Source organism: Roseovarius bejariae, assembly GCF_009669325.1.
Lineage (GTDB): Bacteria > Pseudomonadota > Alphaproteobacteria > Rhodobacterales > Rhodobacteraceae > Roseovarius > Roseovarius bejariae.
Genome location: NZ_SZWE01000001.1, coordinates 722877 through 745229 on the forward strand (window position 1 = coordinate 722877; position 22353 = coordinate 745229).

General features: G+C 62.2%; 19 protein-coding genes. 7 read left to right on the forward strand and 12 right to left on the reverse strand.

Translation table 11 applies throughout. From position 1 onward, the window contains the following. The first annotated feature begins 96 nt into the window (after positions 1-96). The 5 genes from FDP25_RS03500 to FDP25_RS03520 all read left to right on the forward strand — a co-directional run bounded on the left by FDP25_RS03500 (position 97) and on the right by FDP25_RS03520 (position 5487). Complete coding sequence (locus FDP25_RS03500) at positions 97-1461, forward strand: formimidoylglutamate deiminase (protein ID WP_154148978.1); 1365 nt, start codon at positions 97-99, stop codon at positions 1459-1461. Next, positions 1458-2162 (forward strand): histidine utilization transcriptional repressor HutC, encoded by a 705-nt coding sequence (locus tag FDP25_RS03505; RefSeq protein WP_154148980.1) that lies wholly within the window; start codon positions 1458-1460, stop codon positions 2160-2162. Before FDP25_RS03500 ends, FDP25_RS03505 begins: the two co-directional genes overlap by 4 nt. Before the next feature lie 99 nt (positions 2163-2261). After that, a complete protein-coding gene (gmd, locus tag FDP25_RS03510; protein WP_154148982.1) occupies positions 2262-3392 on the forward strand; it encodes a GDP-mannose 4,6-dehydratase in 1131 nt (376 codons plus the stop codon). Then, the gene (locus FDP25_RS03515; RefSeq protein WP_154148984.1) at positions 3389-4324 is read left to right on the forward strand and encodes a GDP-L-fucose synthase family protein; all 936 of its coding nucleotides are present in this window, start codon (positions 3389-3391) and stop codon (positions 4322-4324) included. Before gmd ends, FDP25_RS03515 begins: the two co-directional genes overlap by 4 nt. After that, positions 4321-5487, forward strand: a complete 1167-nt coding sequence (locus FDP25_RS03520; RefSeq protein WP_154148986.1) for a DegT/DnrJ/EryC1/StrS family aminotransferase — start codon at positions 4321-4323, stop codon at positions 5485-5487. The genes FDP25_RS03515 and FDP25_RS03520 overlap by 4 nt, the downstream gene beginning before the upstream one ends. 15 nt (positions 5488-5502) lie before the next feature. On the opposite strand, the gene FDP25_RS03525 is transcribed toward FDP25_RS03520, so the two are convergent. The 9 genes from FDP25_RS03525 to dctP all read right to left on the reverse strand — a co-directional run bounded on the left by FDP25_RS03525 (position 5503) and on the right by dctP (position 16076). After that, entirely contained in the window at positions 5503-6006 is a 504-nt protein-coding gene (locus tag FDP25_RS03525; protein ID WP_154148988.1) for a hypothetical protein, read from the reverse strand. A 49-nt stretch (positions 6007-6055) separates the two neighbouring features. Then, positions 6056-6934, reverse strand: coding sequence for a sulfotransferase domain-containing protein (locus FDP25_RS03530; RefSeq protein ID WP_154148990.1), 879 nt, complete (start codon positions 6932-6934; stop codon positions 6056-6058). Continuing rightward, positions 6927-7760, reverse strand: coding sequence for a sulfotransferase domain-containing protein (locus tag FDP25_RS03535; protein WP_154148992.1), 834 nt, complete (start codon positions 7758-7760; stop codon positions 6927-6929). The genes FDP25_RS03530 and FDP25_RS03535 overlap by 8 nt, the downstream gene beginning before the upstream one ends. A gap of 102 nt (positions 7761-7862) precedes the next feature. Continuing rightward, positions 7863-9044 carry a porin gene (locus FDP25_RS03540; RefSeq protein WP_154148994.1) on the reverse strand — a complete coding sequence of 394 codons (1182 nt, stop codon included), beginning with the start codon at positions 9042-9044 and terminating at the stop codon, positions 7863-7865. Between the two features lie 331 nt (positions 9045-9375). Continuing rightward, positions 9376-10821: an aldehyde dehydrogenase family protein gene (locus FDP25_RS03545; RefSeq protein ID WP_154148996.1), complete on the reverse strand. Its 1446-nt coding sequence runs from the start codon at positions 10819-10821 to the stop codon at positions 9376-9378. A gap of 138 nt (positions 10822-10959) precedes the next feature. Beyond that, positions 10960-12276, reverse strand: coding sequence for an NAD(P)/FAD-dependent oxidoreductase (locus FDP25_RS03550; protein ID WP_154148998.1), 1317 nt, complete (start codon positions 12274-12276; stop codon positions 10960-10962). 27 nt (positions 12277-12303) lie between these two features. Then, positions 12304-13662, reverse strand: a complete 1359-nt coding sequence (locus FDP25_RS03555) for a TRAP transporter large permease (protein ID WP_154149000.1) — start codon at positions 13660-13662, stop codon at positions 12304-12306. Between the two features lie 4 nt (positions 13663-13666). Beyond that, positions 13667-14887 carry a TRAP transporter small permease subunit gene (locus FDP25_RS03560; RefSeq protein WP_154149002.1) on the reverse strand — a complete coding sequence of 407 codons (1221 nt, stop codon included), beginning with the start codon at positions 14885-14887 and terminating at the stop codon, positions 13667-13669. 88 nt (positions 14888-14975) lie between these two features. Continuing rightward, positions 14976-16076: a TRAP transporter substrate-binding protein DctP gene (gene dctP, locus FDP25_RS03565; RefSeq protein WP_154149004.1), complete on the reverse strand. Its 1101-nt coding sequence runs from the start codon at positions 16074-16076 to the stop codon at positions 14976-14978. Between the two features lie 370 nt (positions 16077-16446). On the opposite strand from dctP, the gene FDP25_RS03570 reads away from it, so the two are divergent. Next, positions 16447-17685: a lytic murein transglycosylase gene (locus FDP25_RS03570; protein ID WP_154149006.1), complete on the forward strand. Its 1239-nt coding sequence runs from the start codon at positions 16447-16449 to the stop codon at positions 17683-17685. 63 nt (positions 17686-17748) lie between these two features. Here the strand turns inward: FDP25_RS03570 and cuyA are convergent, their stop codons facing one another. Continuing rightward, on the reverse strand, positions 17749-18768 hold the full coding sequence (gene cuyA, locus FDP25_RS03575) for a D-cysteate sulfo-lyase (RefSeq protein ID WP_154149008.1): 1020 nt from the start codon (positions 18766-18768) through the stop codon (positions 17749-17751). A 124-nt stretch (positions 18769-18892) separates the two neighbouring features. Here cuyA and FDP25_RS03580 point away from each other — a divergent pair, with 124 nt between their 5' ends. Further along, positions 18893-19774, forward strand: coding sequence for a LysR family transcriptional regulator (locus tag FDP25_RS03580; RefSeq protein WP_154149010.1), 882 nt, complete (start codon positions 18893-18895; stop codon positions 19772-19774). A gap of 447 nt (positions 19775-20221) precedes the next feature. On the opposite strand, the gene FDP25_RS03585 is transcribed toward FDP25_RS03580, so the two are convergent. Continuing rightward, positions 20222-21379, reverse strand: coding sequence for an iron-containing alcohol dehydrogenase (locus FDP25_RS03585; protein WP_154149012.1), 1158 nt, complete (start codon positions 21377-21379; stop codon positions 20222-20224). After that, positions 21364-22299: a LysR family transcriptional regulator gene (locus FDP25_RS03590; protein WP_154149014.1), complete on the reverse strand. Its 936-nt coding sequence runs from the start codon at positions 22297-22299 to the stop codon at positions 21364-21366. The genes FDP25_RS03585 and FDP25_RS03590 overlap by 16 nt, the downstream gene beginning before the upstream one ends. Positions 22300-22353: the final 54 nt, after the last annotated feature.

The following is a 22353-nucleotide window of genomic DNA, read 5'->3' on the forward strand; positions in this document are numbered from 1 at the left end:
TCTTGATCAGCAAGCGGTGCGTCATTCATCCATCCTTGCGAATTAACCTACATAACGGTAATATGTAGGTACATATTTTGTCAATGGAGTCGACCAATGCAGGAAATCCATGCGCAACAGGCACTTATGCCGCAAGGCTGGGTCAGTGATCTTCGGCTGACCATCGACGCGGGCCGCATCGCGCGAATCTCTCATGGGGCAGCAGAGGGCCTGCCATCGGTCGATATGCTGCTGCCTGCGCCGGTGAACCTGCACAGCCACGCCTTTCAACGCGCCATGGCAGGCCTGACCGAAACCCGCGGCCCCGACCCGCGCGACAGTTTCTGGACATGGCGGCAGCTCATGTACCGCTTTCTCGACCGCCTCACGCCCGATCATGTGCAGGCCATTGCCGAACTGGTCTTCATGGAGATGCTGGAGGCCGGGTACGGCGGGGTGGCCGAATTCCATTACCTGCACCACGATATCGGCGGCGTGCCCTATGCCAACCTGCCCGAGATGGCACAGCGGATCGCCACGGCGGCGCAGGGTGCGGGGCTGGGCCTGACCCTGCTGCCGGTGCTTTACATGCAGGGCGGATGTGACGGGCGGGCCTTGCAGGGCGGGCAACGGCGGTTCGGATGCGATGCCGAGTTGTTTGCACGGCTGCATTCGGACAGCGCCGCGATCATCGCCGAGGGCCCCGAGGATTTCGGCATCGGTATCGCGCCGCATTCCCTGCGCGCCGTCACGCCCGAGGCCCTGGACAGTGTGCGTGGCATCAGCCCCATCGGCCCGATCCACATGCACCTTGCCGAACAGGTGGCCGAGGTCGAGGAAGTCGAGGCGCATCACGGCGCGCGGCCCGTGGAATGGCTTTTGAACCATACGGATGTGACCCCCGACTGGTGCCTGATCCACTGCACGCAGATGACCGACGCAGAGACCAAAGGGCTGGCCGAAACCGGCGCCGTGGCCGGGCTGTGCCCGATCACCGAATCCAGCCTTGGCGACGGTATCTTCAACGGCACCGATTACCGCGCCGCCGGGGGGCGTTTTGGCGTGGGGTCCGACAGCAACATTCACATCGCCCTGTGGGAGGAACTGGCGACGCTGGACTATTCGCAGCGCCTGCGCGACCGAAGCCGCGCCGCCATGGCCACCGCCGAACAGTCCACCGGCCGCGTGGTGTTCGACGCCGTCACCCAAGCCGGGGCACAGGCCGCCGGACGCGCATCGGGGCGCATTGCCGAAGGCCGGTTCGCCGATCTGATCGGCATCTCCACCGACAATGAATTCCTGTGCAACCGCCGCGGCGATACCGCCCTCGACAGCCTCATATTCACCGGCCGGGGCCGCGCCTGCGTCACCGATGTCTGGAGCGCCGGGCGCCACATGGTAAAGGAGGGTCGCCACATTGACCGTGATCGCATAGTAAGGGATTTCATCAAGGTGACCCAGCAACTCGGGCAAGAGATATGACGACATCGAGCCGCCTGTCATGGAAGGACGTGCGTGACGAGATTCACGACGCGATCCTGACCGGGCGCTATGCCCCGGGCGACCGCCTGCCGCGGGATGCGGATATCGCCGAGGATCTGAACTGTGCCCGGTCGACCGTGCAGCGCGCGATGCAGGACCTCTCGGACAGCGGCCTGATCGAACGCCGCCGCAAGGGGGGCACCCGTGTCCGCCGCGATCCGGTCACGCGGGCCACACTGGACATTCCGATCACGCGCCGCGAGGTCGAACAGAAAGGTGGGCGGTATAGCTACCAGTTGCTCCACAGCGCCGAGGAACCCGCCCCGCGCGAGGTTCTGGCCGCGTTCGAACTGGGCACCGCGCCGCGCCAGATGCAAAGGGTCGAGGCCCTGCATTTGTCAGACGGCAAACCCTATCTTCTCGAAGATCGCTGGATCTGTCTGGAAACCGTGCCCGAGATTCGCGATCTGGACCTCCAACGCGAAAGCGCGAACGAATGGCTCGTCGTCAACAAACCCTATAGCCGCTGCGACGTTAAATTCTACGCGATCTCGGCGGATGATCACGTGGCCGACGTGCTTCAGACGGCCCCGGGCGCGGCGCTGTTCGTGATCGAGCGGACCACCTGGATCGACACCGCACCGATCACCACGGTCAAGGGGATCACCGCACCGGGGTATCAACTCCTGACCACGACCTGAGGGCGCGGCCTGTCGAGTGGTTGCCACGGGCCCAATGTTCAGCGTATCACGGCATCAACCCTGCCCGGGCCCGGCCCGGTCGCAACACTGGACGATCACATGACGAAAACCGCCCTCATTACAGGCATCACCGGTCAGGATGGCTCCTACCTTGCCGAGTTTCTTTTGGAAAAGGGATACGAGGTGCATGGCATCAAGCGCCGTGCCTCGCTGTTCAACACCCAGCGGATCGACCATATTTTCGAAGACCCGCATGTGGAACATGCCCGGCTCAAGCTGCACTATGGCGACTTGACCGACAGTTCCAACCTCACCCGCATCCTGTCGGAGGTGCGCCCCGACGAGGTGTATAACCTCGCCGCGCAAAGCCATGTGGCCGTCAGCTTCGAGTCGCCGGAATACACGGCAGACGTGGACGCCATCGGCACCCTGCGCCTGTTGGAGGCGATCCGGTTTCTGGGCATGGAAAAGACCTGCAAGTTCTATCAGGCCTCGACCTCGGAACTTTACGGCTTGGTGCAGGAAACGCCCCAGACCGAAACAACGCCCTTTCACCCGCGCAGCCCCTATGCGGTGGCCAAGCTGTATGCCTATTGGATCACGGTGAACTACCGTGAGGCTTACGGCATGTATGCCTGCAACGGCATCCTGTTCAATCACGAAAGCCCCCGGCGCGGCGAAACCTTCGTGACCCGCAAGATCACCCGCGGCATGGCCAATATCGCCCAAGGGCTGGAGCCCTGCCTTTACATGGGCAACATCGACGCGCTGCGCGATTGGGGCCACGCCAAGGATTACGTGCGGATGCAGTGGATGATGCTGCAACAGGACACACCCGATGATTTCGTCATCGCCACGGGAAAACAGTATTCGGTGCGCGAGTTCATCACCTGGTCCGCCGAAGAGCTTGGAATCACGTTGAAATTCGAAGGTGAGGGTATCGACGAGGTCGCCAAGGTCGAGGCCGTGACCGGCAACATGGCGCCCGGCCTGAAACCCGGCGACGTGGTGATGCGCATCGACCCGGGCTATTTCCGGCCCGCCGAGGTGGAAACCCTGCTGGGCGATCCGGCCAAGGCCAAGCGCGACCTGGGCTGGGTGCCCGAGATCACCGCCCGCGAGATGTGCTCCGAGATGGTGGCCGAAGACCTGCGCGCGGCACAGCGCGCCCGCATCCTGATGGATCACGGCCACGGTGCGCCCATTTCCCGCGAGGACGGCAACAGATGAGCGATACCCCCCGCCTTCTTCTGACCGGCGGCGGCGGTATGGTGGGGCGCAACATCCGCGCCCATCCCACCGCGCAGGGATGGGAGGTTCTGGCCCCCACCCGCGCCGAGCTTGACCTTACGCATCCGCAAGCCGTGGCCGAGTATATCGCCGCGGCCAAGCCCGACCTGATCATTCATGCGGCAGGCCGCGTTGGCGGCATTCACGCCAACATGGCCAACCCGGTGGCCTTTCTGGACGATAACGCCATGATCGGGCGCAACGTGATCATGGGCGCATGGCGCGGCGGGGTGCGCAACCTTCTCAACCTCGCCTCCACCTGCATGTACCCGCGCGCGGCGGAAAACCCGCTGCGCGAGGAGATGATCCTGACCGCGCCGTTGGAGCCCACAAACGAGGGCTATGCCTTGGCCAAGATCATGGCCATGCGCCTTTGCGAATACATCCGCCGCGAGGATATGGACGCACAGTACAAGACCTTGATTCCCTGCAATCTTTACGGGCTTTACGACAGTTTCGACCCGGCCCGCTCACACCTTGTTCCGGCGATCATTCACAAGGTGCACGAGGCCCGCGAAAGTGGCGCCGAGAGCGTTGAGATTTGGGGCGACGGAACCGCCCGGCGCGAGTTCATGTTCGCCGGTGATCTGGCCGATGCGATCTGGACCGCCGCCGGGGATATGGCAGCCCTGCCCGACGCCATGAACATCGGCCTTGGTCATGACCACACGATCAACGACTATTACGCCACGGTCGCCGACGTCATCGGCTGGACAGGTGATTTCACCCATGACCTCAGCAAACCCACCGGCATGAAACAAAAGCTGTGCTCGGTAGAACGGCAAACGGCATGGGGTTGGAGCGCGCCAACCAGCCTGCGCGACGGGATCGCCCGCACCTATCAGCATTATCTGGAGCAACTGAGCACATGAGCGCCAAGTACCCCCTCGCCACCTCGACATGGGATCAGGCGGAATATGACGCCCTGAACCGCGTGATCGCCTCGGATATGTTCTCGATGGGACCCGAGGTGAAAGCCTATGAGGAAGAGTTCGCCGCCCATTTCGGCACCCGCTTTGCTGTGATGGTGAATTCGGGCAGTTCGGCCAACCTTCTGATGACGGCGGCCCTGTTTTACACGCAGAACGACAAGTTGAAGCTGCAACCGGGGGACGAGGTGATCGTGCCTGCGGTCAGTTGGTCGACCACCTATTACCCGCTGGGCCAATACGGGTTGCGGATGAAGTTCGTGGATATCGACGCGGGCACGCTCAATTACGATCTGGACGCCCTGCGCGAGGCCGTGACGGACAAGACCCGCGCGATCATGGTGGTGAACCTGCTTGGAAACCCAAATGATTTCAACGCGATAAGTGAGATCATTGGTGACCGTGACATCGCCGTGATCGAAGACAACTGTGAATCCATGGGCGCCACGTTTGATGGCAAACAGGCGGGCACCTTCGGGGTCATGGGCAGCTATTCGTCCTTCTTCTCGCACCATATTTCCACCATGGAAGGCGGCATGGTGGTCACCGACGACGAGGAGCTTTACCACGTCATGCTGTCGCTGCGCGCCCATGGCTGGACGCGCAATTTGCCCAAGGAAAACCACGTCACCGGCACCAAAAGCGACGATCCCTTCTACGAAAGCTTCCGCTTCGTCCTGCCGGGCTATAACCTGCGGCCCTTGGAAATGTCAGGGGCCTTGGGGCGCGAACAGATCCGCAAACTGCCCGGGTTGATCGAAGGCCGCCGCGCCAATGGGGCCATGGTGCAAGAACACCTCTCCAATCACCGCCTGTTCACGATCCAACAGGAAATCGGCCAATCAAGCTGGTTCGGGTTTTCGCTGGTCCTGCGCCCCGAGGCCGGGATCACCCGCCCCGAATTCGTGGCTCAGCTTGTCGAAAAAGGCTTTGAATGTCGCCCCATCGTGGCCGGGAACTTCGCGCGGAGCGAAGTCATGCGGTTCTTCCCGCATGACATTCACGGCGCGTTGCCGAATGCCGATTACATTGATGAAAACGGCCTGTTCATCGGCAACCACCATTATCCGATTACCGAGGCGGTCGAGGCGCTTTCAGGCCTCTGACCGCCCGCCGCACGTTCAGCTGCCGCCCGCGCCCGGGCCTGTTGGCTTGAACTCGACCTTGAGAACGCCGCTTACGTCGGGTTCATAGACGACGATCTGTTGCGGAATGCGGATGGCAACCTGCGCCCCGGTATCGCTGGTCGACCAGGGGCGTTCGGTTCGCATGCAGGTGGCTTGCGCCCCGGCGTAGTCGCCCATCGGGGCCACTTCGGGCATGAATTGCAGACCGCGAACAACGGTTTCGCCGTTCACCGTGACAGACCCGGTTTCGACCACCCGCGCCGCCTTGAACTTGGTCAGAACCGATTGCCGCTCGCTTTGCGCCCAAACGCCGCAAACCGCCGTCCGCCCGGCACTTTCACGAATTTCGGCGGCCACGGTCAGGCCGCCGCCACTGCTAAAGGTGCCGCCATCCAGAACCGGGTTGGCCCCCAGCGTGGCGTTGCCCGCCGGTTGCACCGTGGTGCACGCCGCCAGACCAAGGGTCAGGGCGCTGGTGATGATCTTGGGTGTCGTCATGGTCGCTCTCCCGTCAATGGTTTTGGCTCAAGGCCGGACCTTCAAGACCCTAGCCTGCTGTATCGCCCGCGGCAAATGCCGCCGTTTCCTTGAGCATCTCAGGATACCACCGTTCCAGCGTGGGCAAAAACGCTTCGCGCAGGCGCGCCACCTGTTCGGGCGTCAAATCCTCTTTCCACGCCCCGGCCTTGCCCTTGGCGAAAAAGCTCTCCATCCCCTCGGGACGCTCGCGGAAGCCAAGGCTTTCCTCTTGCTTCTTCATCGCGTCAAAGCTGGTGGATTTGATGGCATAGGCCAGCTTGGGCTTGTCCACCTGAACCTTGAGGAATTTCTCCAACAACGCCCTCACCGTGGGCGCCGGTTTGGCCAGCATATCCTCGTAACGGATAACGTGCAGCGGCAGGCCCGGTGCATTGGCCCAAGCCTCCACATGATCGTCCCAACGGCCCAACAGCTCATATATCCCGGTCTCGGTGCCCATGACCATATCGGGGTTGGTCATGCGATTGATCGCCTCGTCCAGATCACAGCCCTGGTGGCGCGCAAAACTGGGCGCAAGGTCAAAGGGATTGCGCAGGATATAGATCGCCGCCGCGGTGACCTCGGGCGGGATCACATCCACCCCCTCCGTGCGCACCACCTGACAGTGGGTCTTGACGAAATGATGGTTGGGCTTGGAGGCCGCGATGCGCCGCAGGGCGGCGGGCCGCACCTTCAACCACTCCTCGACCGTCCGGCCCGTATAGGTGCCCCCTGCCGCCGCGTCGAAAAAATCGCTGCGCACGTCGCCGGTGGTGAACTGGCGCAGGTTGTTGATATCCGGCGCCTGCCCTTTCGGCATGAAGTAATGCGCCAGAAGGCTGCGCATCCACGTGTTGCCCGACTTGGGGTAAGAGGCCAGCCAGATGATCCGCTGTAGATTACTCATCCAGATACCCGAAACGTTTCATGGTCTGACGGTTGGCCTTGATTATCTTGTCGATCAGTTCGGGGGGAAGCTCATCCTTCCAATGGCCGCTTTGACCCTTGGTGAAGAAGCTTTTGCTTTTCTCCGGTCTCTCGACAAACCCTGTCGACTTCTCCTGCTTTTTCAATTCTTTGAAACTGGAAAAACGGATGGCACGGTCAAGGCGCTCGGGGTCCACGGTCATGCCGAAATGTTCGACCACCTTCGAAAATTCCTCTTCTGGACGTTCGAGCATATCCTCATAGCGCAAAACCAATGTCGGGTAGGGTTTCTTTGCCGTCCAGCTATTCACGTGATCTGACCATGTACCAAGGAACGTCGGGACAACTGAATCGTCAGCACCCAGAAAGTTGTTTTCACTGCAAATAGAGGTCGCGGCACCTTCAATGCTTAAAGCAAAATGCCGGGCATAAGACATTACCATGTCCAAAGGGTTCCGCATGACATAGATAGCTGATCTCGTGTACTGGTATGAGATCAAGTGGACACCGCGCGCAACTTGGCAAATACTATGCGTCTTTACGAGGTTCACATCCGCGTTGTTGTTTGAAATGCCCCGCAAGACACCCTCGCGCAACTGCAAGGTTAGCGGCACATCATGCGTATCAATGCGGCGACCGGCAACACGGTGATACATCTCGGCGCCGACATCGGCGATCCCGAAATGTCGGGCCTGATTGATCGAAACTGGCTCTTGTGAATTGGTCAGGTAATTGGCCAGAAAAATCCGCGTCCAAGTATTGCCGGACTTGGGGTAAGAGGCCAGCCAGACAAGATTTTTCTTCATTTCACATAGCCTCGCGTTCACACGGAAGAATTCGTTTCGCACATAAAACAACGAGGGGGGGATGTACATCCCCCCCTCGCCGTTTCAGCAATCAGCCTAAACTTAGAAGCTCAGGTTGATCGAGGTGCCGATGATGGTTGCGTCGCGGTCGTTGTTCGCAACGTTACCAACGTTCTGGTTTTCGGCGTAGATGGCATAGACATCCCAGCTCACGCCGGTGCCCAGCTCACGCGAGCCAGCCAGTTTGTAGGCGTTGTATTCGACGTCCGGAACACCTGCGCCACCGTCGGTCTGACCGTTGAAGCCTTGGAGGCCAACCGACCACGGACCAGCGATGTCGTAGGTTGCACCGAGGCTCCAACCTTCTTGGTCGCCTGCGCCACCGATTGCGCCGTTGTCGTTTTCAGCGTAGTGACCGCCAACGGTGAATGCGCCGAAGCCAACCTGCATGCCGATACCCCAGGTTTCGGGGTCGCTTGCGGTGTTGGGGCCGGTGACTGCTGCAACATCGTCGGCAGTACCGTCGAGGCCATCCGGACCAGCGGTAGCAGGCGTGACAACGGTCAGAGCCGCAGCATCGCCGGTGCCGTAGCGTGCACCAACAGTCAGGTCAACGGTGCCGAACGACTGGCTGTAGTTCAGGCCGATATCAAAGATGTCGGTTGCATAGGTGTTGTTGCGGTTGAAAGCACCAGCGTTGGACGCGTTGGTGTTGTTGCCCGGAGCATACGAAACGCCAACGGTCAGGCCGTTGAACGACGGGGTGAAGTAGCTGATACGCTGCACGTCGTTGTTGCCGCCAACTTCAGTCCAGGGCGAACCAGCGGCCTGACGGAAGGCGTGAGCGATCGGAGCGACGGTCGAAACCGAAGCCGACATGATCGCGAAGGAGCCAACGCCCGGTGCGCCGACCATCGATTTGTAACCGGCCGAGTTTTCGCCGCCGATTTCGATGCGACCCAGCGAGTCACCCGAGATGGTGATGTAGGATTCGTCGATGCCGTCAGCACCGCCACCACCGTTCTGGGCTTCCATCTGAACGTTGATGCCGAAGGTCAGGCCGTTGTCCAGGGTCACCGAGGGGGTGAAGATGATTTCGCCGTCGCCGACGATGTTGATGCCGTCGAAGTCAGCGCCGGGAGCGATTGCGGTGCCGCTCACGTCCGAGTAGGCGATGTGGGTGTTGTAGTAACCGCCCCAGTCCAGGTTCCAGTCCTGGGCTGCTGCGGGTGCAGCTGCGACGCCAAGTGCGATCGCGCTGGTTGCGAGAAGATGCTTTTTCAAGGTGTCCCTCCATCAAAGCAGAGTTTCGTTTCCGCCGCCTCCAGCGCTGGACACGGCTTGAGGATGAAATGGGGCAAACAGGCCCTTGGTGTCAACGAAACCCCCTACGTGCGGTTGCATGTTGGAAAAGTTGTGACGAATTAATCACACACCATTTCGGCCCATTGGCGCAAAACCCTATAAAACACTGTGTCACGCGTTTTTTTCGGCGTATTCGCGCCGATGGCTGGCGCGGATCACCTCTTGCACCACGGCCCGAGGCTCATCGGGGGCGGACAAAGAATCGCCCGCCCCCTTTGGGGGCAAAATGCCCCCGGTTCTCTGTCCGGCCTCATGCCTTCATTTTGATCGCGACATTCTTGGTCTGAACATAGTTCCAAAGCGCCTCGCGCCCCTTTTCACGGCCATAGCCGGATTTGCCGAAGCCGCCGAAGGGGGTTTCCACGCCGCCCGCGAACCATTCGTTGACGAAGACCTGCCCGGCCCGCATCTGCCGCGCGGCGCGGGTGGCGCGATCCAGATCGGCGGTAAAGACCCCGCCGACAAGGCCGTATTGCGTGCCGTTGGCGATCTCCATCGCCTCCGCATCGTCGCGGAATTTCAGCACCGACAGGACCGGGCCGAAGACCTCTTCTTGCGCGATGGTCATGTCGGGGGTGACATTGGCCAGTACCGTGGGGTCAAGGAACGCGCCCGGAATGTTCATCTTGCGCCCGCCGGTGGCCACCGTGGCCCCCTGCGCTTCGGCGTCCGAGACCATACCGGCGGCGCGATCGCGCTGTCCTTCGCTGACCATGGCGCCCATGTTGGCGCCTGCCTCGGTCCGTTCCATCCCCGGACCGACCGAAAGGGATTTGGCCACCTTCACCGCCCGTTCCACCAATTCATCGTGCCGCGATTCGTGCACGATGACCCGGCTCATGGCGCTGCACACCTGCCCCGCGTTGAAATAGATGCCCCAGCGGATGTCATTCTCGAAGGCCTCCAGGTCGGCGTCGTCATGCACGATGGCCGCCGATTTGCCGCCCAATTCCAGCACGCAGGGCACCACGTTCTGCGCCGCCGCCGTGGCGATGGCAACGCCGGTGGGCACCGAGCCGGTAAAGACGATCTGGTTGACGTCCCCGTGCCCCGACAGGGCCGCGCCCGCCTGATGGCCCCAGCCACACAGGATATTCACCGCGCCCTTGGGCAGGCCAACGGCCTCGGCCGCATGGGCGAAGATGTAATTGCTCAGCGGGGTCAGTTCGGGGGTCTTGATCACACAGGTGTTGCCCGTGGCCAAGGCCGCCGACAGCGACCGCGCGGTCATTTCCACCGGGTAATTCCAAGGGATGATCTGGGCCGAGACGCCATAAGGCTCGCAATCGGTAAAGTCGTAGTATCCAGCGCCCAGCGGGATCGACTTGCCTTCGACCGTGGCGGCCTGATTGCCATAATATTCGAAATAAAGCGCCGCGCCGCGCACCTCGATCTCGGCCTCCCATAGGGGTTTGCCCTGTTCGCGAGTCAACACATTGGTCACCTCGTCGAGGTTATCCAGCAGGTATTGCCCCATGGCCTGCACCAGACGGCCCCGCTCAAGCGGGCGCATGTCGCGCAGCGCGCCCGATTGGTGCACCCGTTTGGCGGCCTGCACCGCGCGGTCCACATCGGCCTCGTCGGCGAGGGCCTGTTCCGCCAGCATCTCGCCCGAACCGGGGTTCACCACCTCGACGCGGCCCGCACCGCCATCGCCCCAAGCCCCGTCGATATAGTTCTGCCAATAGTCTTTCATCGCGCATTCCTTCCTGACCTGGCCCGCACGTCGGGCCGTTCCGCGCCCACGTCGCAGGCCGCAGGCTCCGCCGTCTGTTCGGAACGCACCAATCACTGTCTTGTATGCGACAAAAAATGTGCGTTCTACGGCCTCGGCCTACCCGCGCCGCGCGGCGCGGTTTTCCATCCGGTCCACCCAGTTGCGGTAATAGACATCCGCCGCCTTGAGGAAATGTGGCCACTCGAAAGGGTGGAGCACATGGCGCGTCAGGTGGGTATCAGCATAGGCCGTCTGCCCCCGCGCATCGCCCATCGCCTGCCACGCCGCCTTGGCCCCGAGGTAGGGCGCCATCACCGTGCCCGACCCGGAAAAGCCCATGGCATAATGCAGCCCCCGATCCTCACCCACATGCGGCATATGGGTGAAACTGTACCCGGTATAGCCTTTCCACGCATGCGACAGCTTCACATCGCGCAACTCGGGCCAGACCTCGCACATGGTTTGCTTCTGGCGCTCTGCCGCCTTGTCCATCGGCAGATCCCGCATCGAGGCGCGGCCGCCGAAAAGCACCCGCTTGCCATCGGGCGACAGGCGGAAATAGCTGTGCCGCGCGCGGGTCTCGACCATCATCCGCCGCCCCGGCGCGATATGGCCCAGCAGGTTCGAGGGTAGCTCCTCGGTGGCGATGATATAGCTGGGCAGCGGAAAGACCCGCGCCACGTGCCATTTGAACGGCTTGCGGGTATAGCCATTGGTCGCCAGCATCAGCTTCCCCGCTTTCACCCGGCCCTTCGCGGTCTCGACCACGAATCCGCCACCATCCCGCTCATATCCCGACACGCCCGCATGTCCGACAACCGGAATCCCCCGGCGCAACGCGGCCTGCATCAGGCCCGCGTGATACTTGGCCGGGTGCAACGCGCCATGTTCGGGGAACAACAGCCCGCCGTGGTAATGCGCGCTTTCGATCTCGGCGCTCAACGCGTCACGGTCCAGCAACGTGACCTGTACATCGCTTTTCTCGCGCACATGCCCGGCCAGCCGCTTTTGCGTTTCGGCGTGGGCCGGTGTCCACGCCAGTTGCACCCGGCCTGTCTGTTGAAAATCACAGTCGATGGATTCGGTTGCGATCAGGGCCTTGACCCACTCCAGCGCCGGTTTCGCCTCGGCAAACAGGGCATCGGCCACGGCAGGCCCGAATTTCGTGGCCAGATCATGCCACCCCAGCCGGGGATGCGCCCCCACCATGCCGCCATTGCGGCTGCTGGCCCCCTCGCCCGGCACGCCCGCATCTACGACCACCACCTTGGCGCCGCAGTCATGCGCGGCAATCGCCGCCGACAACCCGCAGTACCCCGCACCGATAACCAGAAAATCGCAAACCCCGGGCAGGTCCTGCCCGGGGTCTTGGGGGGCGGCGGCCTCCCACCAGTAAGGTGTTCCAAGCTCCGCTTCGCCCGTCCAGTTCGTCATGCTGTTTATCCCTGCATCTCTGCGCGGCTACCCTCCGTAGACCAGCCGCGGCAACCACGTGATGATCGTCGGGAACAACATACACATCACAAGGCCCACGATCTGCAAGAAGAGAAATGGCAAGGCCGATTTGAAAATGTCACTCATCGGGATGTGTGCAGGCGCCACGCCCCGCAGGTAGAAAAGCGCATAGCCGAACGGCGGGCTGAGGAAGCTCATCTGCATGTTCACGAGGTACAACACCCCGAACCACAGCACCAAATCCCCTTCCGAGCCAAGCCCGAAGGCCTGCGCGCCCAGCGCCTTGATGATCGGCACGAAGATCGGCACCGCCAGCAGAAGGATGCCCACCCAGTCAAGGAACATGCCCAGCGCCACAAGGATCACCTGCATCAGGATCAGGATCCCCCAAGGCCCAAGGCCAAGGCCCGTCATGGTGCTTTCCACGAACTCCTGCCCGCCTTCCAGAACGTACAGGCCAACAAAGATGGTCGCGCCGAACATGATCCAGATCACCATGGCACTGGCCTTGAGCGTGGTCATGCAGGCCTCGCGCACGGTGGCCCATGTCAGCTTGCGGTGGATGGCGGCCACGATGAAGGCCCCGAAGGTACCGATGCCCGCCGCCTCAACCGGCGTGGCAACACCTGCGAAGATCACCCCAAGCACCACGAAAATCAGGGTGATGGGCGCGGCCATGTTGCCCAGAAGGCGCATCTTCTCGGCAGTGCTCACCCGGTCCTCGACCGGGATGGGCGGGCCTTTCTTGGGGTCGGCATAGCACATGACGGTGACATAAAGGATATACATCCCCGACAGCAGCAGGCCGGGCAGGACCGCCCCGATGAACAGCTCGCCCACCGATTGCTCGGCCACAACCGCGTAAATGATCGCCAGAATCGAGGGCGGGATCAGGATACCCAGCGTCCCCCCTGCCATGATCGAGCCCATGGCGATCTTGGGGTCATAGTGCCGTTCCAGCATCGCGGGCAGCGCGATGATCCCCATGGTCACCACGGCGGCACCGATGACCCCCACCATGGCGGCAAGGATCGTCGAGGCAATGATCGTGGCCGCGGCCAGACCGCCGCGCACCCCGCCCAAGAGCTTGTAGATCACATCGAACATCTCGTTGATGATCCCCGCCCTCTCCAACATGGCCGCAAGGAAGATGAACAACGGGATCGCCGATAGCTGATAGTTCGTCATCAGCGGGAAAATCCGGCTTGGCACGATGTTCAGGGTCTGCGCATCGCCAAGGATGAACAGGAACACACAGGCCAGACCGCCGGTGACGAAGGCCAACGGAAGCCCCGCCATCAACAACACCATCAAGCTGCCGAACATCAGGGCCGTCAGCCAACCGATTTCAATTTCGATACCCATGCCCTCAGGCCCCTTTCATTGCATTGCCGACGGTGGCCAAGTCTCGCAACAGCTTGGCAACCCCTTGCAGGATCAACAGGACAGCGCCCACGACGATGGCCCATTTGAAGGGCCAATAGGCGATGGTCCACTCCGAGAAGGAAATCTCGTTCACCACGGTCGCATCCATCGCGAAAATCCACCCGGTCACCAGCAGCGTACCGGCGAAGATGAAGAAGAAGATCGAGGTGAACAGATCGACCAGCGCTTTGCGCATCGGCGACCATTCGGCATAGAAGACATCCACCTTCACATGCGCATCGGTCAGCGCCGCATAGGCCCCGGCCACGAGGTATTGCATCCCGAACATCAGGAACATGCCCTCGTGCACCCAGATCGTGGGCGAGTTGAAGACATAGCGCGCCACCACCTCGAAGTAATAGGCGATGACCGCGATCACCATCCAATAGCTGACGAACTCGCCCGCATAGTATGACAACCGGTCAATCGCGCCGGTAAACCCGGTGCCGATATGCGCCTCGTCCCCCTCGGCCTCTTCGTGCTCCACCTCTTCAAGGCGATGCTCGGCGGGGGTCTCCTCGTCGCCCTCGGCCTCAAGCCGCGCCTGCGCACGCTTGACCAGACCGGGCAACAGCACCGCGTCGATAGCCATCAGCACGCAAATCAGCAGAAAAGTGTAAAAGGCGAAATTCGACCAGAAGGCTCGCCCCTCACCGGCCTCTACCAATCCCGGTCTGGCGGCTTCAAGGTCGGCCTGTGCCTTTGCCAGACGCTCGGCGTCGGCCACCTTGGCGTCGCGTGCCTTGTCCAGCATCTTTTCGGCCCGGATCCGGGCGAAACTGCCCTCCTCGGCCTCGGCCAGATCGGCCTCCAGCCCGGCGATCTTGTCATCCGCGCCCGCCACCTTGGGTTCCAGCCGCCCGATCACCCTCTCGGCGCTGCTCACGACATTGGCCGCCTCGCTCTGAAGCTCGCGTGCCTCGCGCCCCTGCGCATTGGCAAAGAGGATCGCGAAAAACAGCGGGATAAAGATCAGCCCCCAAAGATTACGCAGGTACAGCCGGTGCAGGCCCAAAAGCCCCCCGGTCAACAGGATCATGTAACCGATTGAGAGCGAATAACCGCGTGTCTGCGTACGCCGCGCCATCACCATGGCAATCAGCGGAAAGACAAACAGCGTTCCCCAATACAGCCAATGCGGCAGGATGAAGTTGATGCTGGGCATGGAATGTCGTCCATTCTAAGCGGAAAAGAAGGCCACGCCCCCGGCATGATGGCGGGGGCGCAGCGCGTTACAGTCGATCAGTTGCCGATCAAAGATCCAGCGTCTGACCCTCGACCATTTCAGGCGATACATAACCAAGCGAGCCGGACATCATGTAATCCAGTTGCGTCTTGAAGACGCGCGCGGCGTCCTTGTCGCGGTTGGCGTATTTGAACCAGATCGGCACGGCGACCTCGGTCATGATTTCCACGTCGGTCTGGCTCAGACGGGTGACTTCTGTGCCGTCTGCCTCGAACTTCTTCCAGGCCTCCTGGTCGGCCTTCTGGATCGCCGCGTGGTGCATGTCGGAGTAGGAATGCACTTCCATCTCGACGAATTGCTTCATCTCGTCCGACAGGGCGTTCCAGCTGTCCATGCCGACGGTCAGGTCCATGATGTCCACCGGCTGATAGACCGACATGAAGCCCGGAGGGCCCATCGAGATGTAATCGGTGACCTGGCTGAAGCCCAAGGCATAGTTCACCGCCGGCCCCACGTAGTCGGCCACGTCGATCGTGCCCTTTTCCAGCGCCGGGAAGATTTCCGAACCGGGCAGCAGCGTGGTTTTCGCCCCAAGCGCCGAGAACAGTTCGGCCACCATGCCGCCGGGCGCGCGCATCTTGCGGCCCGCGAAGTCATCGACCGAACGGATCGGAACCTTGGAGTGGATGATGTTCGGCCCGTGGTGGATCGGCCCGACGAAATACATGTTCTGCTTGGCATAAAGCTCGCGCGCCATCTCAAGGCCGCCAAGGCCATAATAGAAGGTGTCGAACTCGTGCGGGTTGCGCAGGCCCAGCGGATAGCTGGTCAGGAACATCGCCGCGGGGATGATACCCTGCGCGTAGATGGTGAAGGGGTTCACCGCGTCCAGAACGCCGTTCTTCACGGCGTCGTAAAGCTGAAAGTCGCCCACGACGTCCTTTGCGCCGAAGGGCTCGAACGCCAGTTCCCCGCCGGTTTTCTCAACGATGGAATTGGCCCAGTCCTTGAAGATTTGCAGGCCGATACCACCGGGCCAGCTTGTCTGAATCTTCCACGTGGTCGTCTGCCCCTGTGCGGTGGCAAGCGACGGCGCGGCAAGGCCGGCGGCCCCCGCCGTGGCCAGCCCGCTCAGGGCGGCGCGGCGTGAAATCGGTTTGTTGGTCATGGTTTCTCCTCCCTTTGGATGCTTTCCAAACGATGGGCGGGGCCTCCTTCCCGACCATCGTACATGCAACAGGGCGAATATTAAGGGATGCGCAGTATTGGTAAAGATATTTTTCCAATTTTGGGGTTGCGAAATACTCCATGCAATAATGAGATTACTATTTTCATTTATTATTCAGGTAGTTAAGTGAATTTTCTGCCATGCAATCAAATCATCGGTTTTGGTACATGCACAGCGCCTGCGCTTCACCAACGCGGCACGATTCGGCAGGTTTGCCTCAAAGCGTGCAACACATCTTGCCCTACGCCACCTGCTTGTGATGATCTGGGGCAAACCCTCTGCACCCGCCGATGACGCGAAAGGGAAAAAGATGCGCTATGTGGTTCTGCTCCTTGGTCTTTTGTCCCTCGCCCCCCTCCCCGCCAGCGCCCAAGACCGCGCCCGTATTGAGGCGCAGTTTCAAAACTGGCTCTCGCAAACCGTCTGGCCCCGCGCGAAAGCCAAGGGTGTGTCGCGCGGCACGTTCAATGCCGCCTTCAACGGCGTCCGCCTCAACTGGGATTTGCCCGATCTGGTGCCGCCCGGCAGCCGCACCACGACCCCCAAGCGCCAAAGGCAGGCCGAATTCGGCGCGCCCGCCAAGTATTTCAATCGCGGCTCGGTGAACGGCGCCACCGCCACGGGCCGCAAACTGGCCCGCCAGTATGCCAATACGCTGGCACGGGTGGAACGCGCCACCGGCGTTCCCGGCCATATCATCCTTGCCATCTGGGGCCGCGAAAGCGGTTATGGCCGGGTCGCCATCCCACATAATGCCTTCGAGGTGCTGGGCACCAAGGGGTTCATGAGCACCCGTGCCGAATATTTCACCGATGAACTCATCGCCGCCCTGCAAATCGCCCAAGCGGGCCACGCCCCCAGCGGGGCGATGAAAAGCAGTTGGGCCGGGGCGCTGGGACAACCGCAATTCATGCCCTCGTCCTTCCTGAAATACGCCGCCGATGGCAATGGCGACGGGCGCGCCGACATCTGGCGCTCCGAGGCCGACACGCTGGCCTCCATCGGCAACTACCTCGCGCGGCATGGCTGGGTGAAAGGCCGCGACTGGGGGTTCGAAGTGCGCGTTCCACCTTCGGTTTCCTGCACGCTGGAAGGCCCCGACCAAGGCCGCCGGATCACCCAATGGGCGGCCATGGGCATCACGCGAGTCAACGGCAAAGCCTTCCCGAGCCACGAAGCACGCGGCGAAGGGTTCCTTCTGATGCCCGCTGGCCGAAACGGCCCCGCCTTCATCGTGACGCCCAATTTCTATGTCCTGAAGGATTACAACATGAGCGACCTTTACGCGCTGTTCGTCGGCCACGTGGGCGACCGCATCGCCTATGGCATGGGCGATTTCGAAGGTCGTTGGGGCAACGTGGGCCGCATGTACCGCTCGGACATCGCCGCCATGCAACGCGGGCTTCAGGCCATGGGCCATGACGTGGGCGGCGCCGATGGGTTGCCCGGCTTCAAAACCCGCCGCTCCATCGGCCGCTGGCAAGAGGCCAGGGGCGGGCGCGCCACCTGCTTTCCCGAACCGGGCATGAAAGCGGTGCTGGGGCGGTGAGCTCGCAAAGAAAAACGGCCCGCCGATCCGGCGGGTCGCTCGATTTCCAAACCTGACAGAGCTTTAGGCCGTGACCCAGCGACCCTTGAAATCAAAGGCCGCGTCATAGCCAAAGAGCGCCGCAGCCCCGCCGGTGTGCAGGAAGACAACCCGCTCACCCTTCTTGAAATGCCCCTTACGGATCAAATCAATCAGGCCCGCCGCGCCCTTGGCCGAATACACCGGGTCCAGCAGGATCGCTTCCAACTCGGCGAACATGCGGATCGCTTCCAAACCGCTCTCGGTCGGGATGCCATAGCCCTCGCCGACGTAATCGGTGTTGGCCACCACGTCCTCGCGCTTCACGACCCCGGCACAGCCCAGTTTCTCGGCGGTGGCACAGGCCAGGTTATAGACGTTCTCTTCCTGCTTGGGCTTGGGCGCCCGCACGCCAATCCCCAGAAGCGGGATTTGCGCGTTCATCGCCTGTAAGCCCGTGATCAGCCCCGCCTGCGTGCCCGCACTGCCGGTGGCATGTACCAGATGGTCGATCTTCAGGCCCGTGCTATTCACTTGGTTCAGAAGCTCAAAGGCACAGTTCACATAGCCCAGCGCGCCCGTGGGGTTCGAGCCACCGCCGGGAATGGTGTAAACTTTCTTGCCATCGGCGCGCAGCTTGTCGGCCACCGCTTCCATCTCGGCGTTCATGTCGCCGCCGCCGGGGCGTTTCTCGGTGGTGGCCCCGTGCAGATGGTCCAGCAACACGTTGCCGTTATAGTTATAATTCGGATCGTTCGATCCGGTGCGATCTTCCAACAGGATATGACACTTCATGCCCAGCTTGGCAGCAAAAGCCGCCGTTTGCCGCGCGTGGTTCGATTGCGTGGCCCCTTGGGTCATCACCATGTCGGCGCCCTGCGCCTCGGCCTCGGCCATCAGGAATTCCAGTTTGCGGGTCTTGTTACCGCCGGTGGACAGACCCGTGCAATCGTCGCGCTTGATCCAGATCTCCGGCCCGCCCAGTTCCGCACTCAGGCGGTCCAGACGCTCAAGAGGCGTGGGCAAATGGGCAAGGAAGTGGCGGGGAAAGCGGGCAAGATGCATGTTGGAAATCCTCTCATGTTGATTAATTCGACTGATACACCCTGCATTCCCGCAAACCAAATGCGAATGCCGCATTATAAAATGCACATCTTGCATTTTATAGTGCTATAGGGCACAGCAAGACATGCGACTCGATTGGCTCGAAGACATCCTTGCGGTTCTCGATACCGGCTCCTTCGTGCGGGCCGCCGAGCGGCGCAATCTCACCCAATCGGCCTTCACCCGCCGCATCCGCGCCATCGAAGACAGCCTCGGCGCACCGCTCTTTGACCGAAGCCGCAAACCCGTGACCCTCTTGCCCGCGATCCGCGAACAAGAGGCCCAGATGCGCCGCCTCGCCTCGGACCTGCGCGCGCTTGGCGATAGCCTCCGGGGCGCGGCCTTGGGGCAAGACCGGGCCATCTCGCTGGCCTGTCAGCACGCGATCACGACCACGGTCTCCCCCGCTCTCGTGCGACAGTTGACCGAGGCGACCGGGGCCTCGGTCCGCGTCCGCTCGGGCAACCGCGACGAATGCCTGCTGATGTTGCTCTCGGGCGAGGTTGATCTGGTGGTCAGCTACGATCTGGCCGGGGTGGATGCCGCCCCCACCCCCGCCTTTCATGACCATACACTGGGTCAGGAAACCCTGCGGCCCGTCTGCACCCCTGCGGTGGCAAAATCCCTGCGAACCGGCAACCTGCCGGTCATCACCTACCCCCGCGATGTCTTTCTGGGCCAAGTGATGGACTCTCAGGTCTGGCCCCGCCTGCCCTCCGGAACCCACCTGCACCGCAAGGCCGAAACCGCCCTGACGCTGGCGGCATATCACTATGCTTTGGATGGCATCGGGGTGGCGTGGCTGCCGGGGTCCCTTGTGGCGAACGATCTGGCAAGCGGCGCACTGGTCGATCCCTTCAGCGGCAGCTTCGGTATCACGCTGGAAATCCGCCTGCTCCGCCTGCGCGACGTAACACGCCCCGGCGTGCGTGAGGCATGGGACATCCTTGTACAGGACGGGGCCTAGCGCCTTGCACCTGACGCAAGGGGCGCAACCGTCGGCATTTTCAATAAAAGTTCAATCGCCCGAGGTGCGCGGGGATTGAAGTTTGCGACGTTTGGGGCGTTTCCTGACAGCGGCCGGTCGTCTGACGTGCAGCGAAGGACGGGTTGGAGCCCTTGTTGGACATTCGATCGCGAAGGTCCAGCGCGGAATCAAGGCCGAAGGCCGCCGCGCATCGGCGGGCCGCCCCCCGGCACGGCGATTTGGCAAAGCTAAGCACTCCGCTCATAGGTTTTTCGGACTTGGCTGAGATAAAGTGCCATAAACCAATCGTTGGATCGCCGCACCGCGGCCCGCCGATGCGCGGCTATTTCAATGTCCGCTCCGTCCCGCATCTCGGTCACTCAACAAGCGTAATGCGAGCATCTGCTTGTTCCTACCCTTTCACGCCTTGGCGTGACGATCAGCCCATTACCCCGCGCGCTGCAATATCTGAACCAAACACTCCACATCCAGCTCCACCGGATTGCCCTTCATCGACGACGATCCAACCGCCGCCTCGGCCACCGCGCCAAACTGCGCAGGCGTCAACCCCATGGCCTGCAACCCCGGCAGGCCCGCCGCCAGCGCCCATGCCTCCAGCGTCGCGGGGGCCTCATCCGGGTCCCCGCCCAAGGCCTCGGCGATCCAGCCGCGCACCTCGCCCAGGCGCGCCGCCGTCACGCCCTCGGCCCGACGCGCGTTTTCCTCCAGAACAAAGGGTAAAAGCCGCCCGCAAACCGCCCCGTGCGGCGCGGGTGAGACACCCCCAATCGGACCGGCCAACCCATGCACGGCCCCCAGCCCCGCATTGGCCAGCGCCAGCCCGCCCGACAAGCTGCACCATGCCAGCTCATCCCGCGCCGCCTTGTCCTCGCCCTCGTCCACCAAGTACCGCAAGGCCCGCAGCCCCGGCGCAATCACCGCGCGGCAAAGGGCATCCGTCAGCCGGTTGGCCTTGGAACTCACATAAGGCTCAATGACTTGCGTCACCGCATCCAGCCCACTGGCCAATGTCACGGCTTTCGGAAGCCCATCGGTCAATCCGGGATCAACCAGCGCCAGATCGGCCAACATCCGCGCATCGCGCAGCGAGACCTTCCGCCCCGCCTCGGGCACGCCAATCACCGCGTTCTTGGTCACCTCCGCCCCGGTGCCTGCGGTTGTGGGCAGGGCAATGAACGGCAAGGGGTCCGCCTCCAGCGGCGCCCCCTGCCCCACAACCTCAAGATGGTCCAGCATCGACCGCGTGGCGGGCACCAATGCGGCAATCGCCTTGCCCGCGTCGATCACCGCCCCGCCGCCAAGGCTGACGACCACCTGCGCCCCATGGTTCCGCGCGGCGGCAACGCCTGCCTCGATCAAGGCCACATCCGGCTCCCGCCCACAGGCGAACCCCGCCACCTCGGCCCCCGCGTCGCGCAGGGCCTCGGCCAACCACTCGGCCCGCGCCGCCGTGGCCCCATGCACCAGCAAAACCCGGCGGCCAAAGCCCATGGCACGGCTTGCCGCCTCCCCGGCCACCCCCCGGCCAAACCGAATTTCCCCTGCGGTCTGAAAACTGAACATCGCGCCTACTCCGGTTTCCATTTCAACACCTCATCGCGCAGCCGTCCCACATGTTCAACCAGATGGGCGCAAAACGCCTCGGACATCCTTGAGGCCGTGGCATGGGCCGGTGTCAGAACCGACACCCCGCTTGTCACCGTGGGCCGGAAAGGCCGGAACACCACCCCGCCGGTCTGCGCGCCAGTGTTATGCACATAGGTATGCGCGGTGATCAGATCGCAAATCATCGTGCATAGCCCGGCCTCGACAAAGCGTATCCCCGGCAGGAAGGTCTGCAATTCGAACACCCGTTCAAACCCGCACCCCGCTTGCGCGAACACCTCGCGGGTCTGGCGGGTGACCACATGCTCGTCAAACAGCATCGCCAACCCCCGCCCTTCCAAATCCGCAGGCGTCACGATATCCCGCGCCGCCAGCGGATCACCGGGCGGCAGGGCACAGACGCATTCCAACCCGAAATCCTCCTGCCGGATCGATTCCCGCGGCTTGGGCGTTTCCGCAAAGCCCAGATCGAACTGCTGCGAGGCCACCAAATCCTCGATCACCGCCGAAGACCGCATCATAAGCGAAACCTCCACCCGCTCCCGCCCCTTCAGGAACGAGGTCAGAACCCGAGGCAGGAAAAACCCCGAGGCCGCCGGGTGACAGGCAATCCTGAGCCGCCCGCGCTCCAGCTTGGCCATCCCCGACAGGGTCCGCTTGGTCTGTTCCAACCGCGCCAGGATCTCCTCGCATTCCTCGAAGAAATACCGCGCCTCGGGCGTCGGCATCAGCTTGCCCTGCTCGCGCAGAAACAGGGCAAAGCCCAATTCCTCCTCCAGCCCCGCGATCATCGCGCTGACCGCCGGTTGCGTCCGCCCCAAGGACCGCGCCGCCTGACTGATCGAGCCGGCAAGGATCACCTCGCGGAAACATTGCAATTGCCGAAACGACAGGTTCATCGTCACCCCATAAAGCCACTCTATGGTTTTATCGCATTTTCCAATTTGATTTTA

What these genes read in the sequence shown, in the direction of transcription:
- FDP25_RS03500 (WP_154148978.1), top strand. Translation starts at nt 97, where the DNA reads ATGCAGGAAATCCATGCGCAACAGGCACTTATGCCGCAAGGCTGGGTC.
- FDP25_RS03505 (WP_154148980.1), top strand. Translation starts at nt 1,458, where the DNA reads ATGACGACATCGAGCCGCCTGTCATGGAAGGACGTGCGTGACGAGATT.
- gmd (WP_154148982.1), top strand. Translation starts at nt 2,262, where the DNA reads ATGACGAAAACCGCCCTCATTACAGGCATCACCGGTCAGGATGGCTCC.
- FDP25_RS03515 (WP_154148984.1), top strand. Translation starts at nt 3,389, where the DNA reads ATGAGCGATACCCCCCGCCTTCTTCTGACCGGCGGCGGCGGTATGGTG.
- FDP25_RS03520 (WP_154148986.1), top strand. Translation starts at nt 4,321, where the DNA reads ATGAGCGCCAAGTACCCCCTCGCCACCTCGACATGGGATCAGGCGGAA.
- FDP25_RS03525 (WP_154148988.1), bottom strand. Translation starts at nt 6,006, where the DNA reads ATGACGACACCCAAGATCATCACCAGCGCCCTGACCCTTGGTCTGGCG.
- FDP25_RS03530 (WP_154148990.1), bottom strand. Translation starts at nt 6,934, where the DNA reads ATGAGTAATCTACAGCGGATCATCTGGCTGGCCTCTTACCCCAAGTCG.
- FDP25_RS03535 (WP_154148992.1), bottom strand. Translation starts at nt 7,760, where the DNA reads ATGAAGAAAAATCTTGTCTGGCTGGCCTCTTACCCCAAGTCCGGCAAT.
- FDP25_RS03545 (WP_154148996.1), bottom strand. Translation starts at nt 10,821, where the DNA reads ATGAAAGACTATTGGCAGAACTATATCGACGGGGCTTGGGGCGATGGC.
- FDP25_RS03550 (WP_154148998.1), bottom strand. Translation starts at nt 12,276, where the DNA reads ATGACGAACTGGACGGGCGAAGCGGAGCTTGGAACACCTTACTGGTGG.
- FDP25_RS03555 (WP_154149000.1), bottom strand. Translation starts at nt 13,662, where the DNA reads ATGGGTATCGAAATTGAAATCGGTTGGCTGACGGCCCTGATGTTCGGC.
- FDP25_RS03560 (WP_154149002.1), bottom strand. Translation starts at nt 14,887, where the DNA reads ATGCCCAGCATCAACTTCATCCTGCCGCATTGGCTGTATTGGGGAACG.
- dctP (WP_154149004.1), bottom strand. Translation starts at nt 16,076, where the DNA reads ATGACCAACAAACCGATTTCACGCCGCGCCGCCCTGAGCGGGCTGGCC.
- FDP25_RS03570 (WP_154149006.1), top strand. Translation starts at nt 16,447, where the DNA reads ATGCGCTATGTGGTTCTGCTCCTTGGTCTTTTGTCCCTCGCCCCCCTC.
- cuyA (WP_154149008.1), bottom strand. Translation starts at nt 18,768, where the DNA reads ATGCATCTTGCCCGCTTTCCCCGCCACTTCCTTGCCCATTTGCCCACG.
- FDP25_RS03580 (WP_154149010.1), top strand. Translation starts at nt 18,893, where the DNA reads ATGCGACTCGATTGGCTCGAAGACATCCTTGCGGTTCTCGATACCGGC.
- FDP25_RS03585 (WP_154149012.1), bottom strand. Translation starts at nt 21,379, where the DNA reads ATGGAAACCGGAGTAGGCGCGATGTTCAGTTTTCAGACCGCAGGGGAA.
- FDP25_RS03590 (WP_154149014.1), bottom strand. Translation starts at nt 22,299, where the DNA reads ATGAACCTGTCGTTTCGGCAATTGCAATGTTTCCGCGAGGTGATCCTT.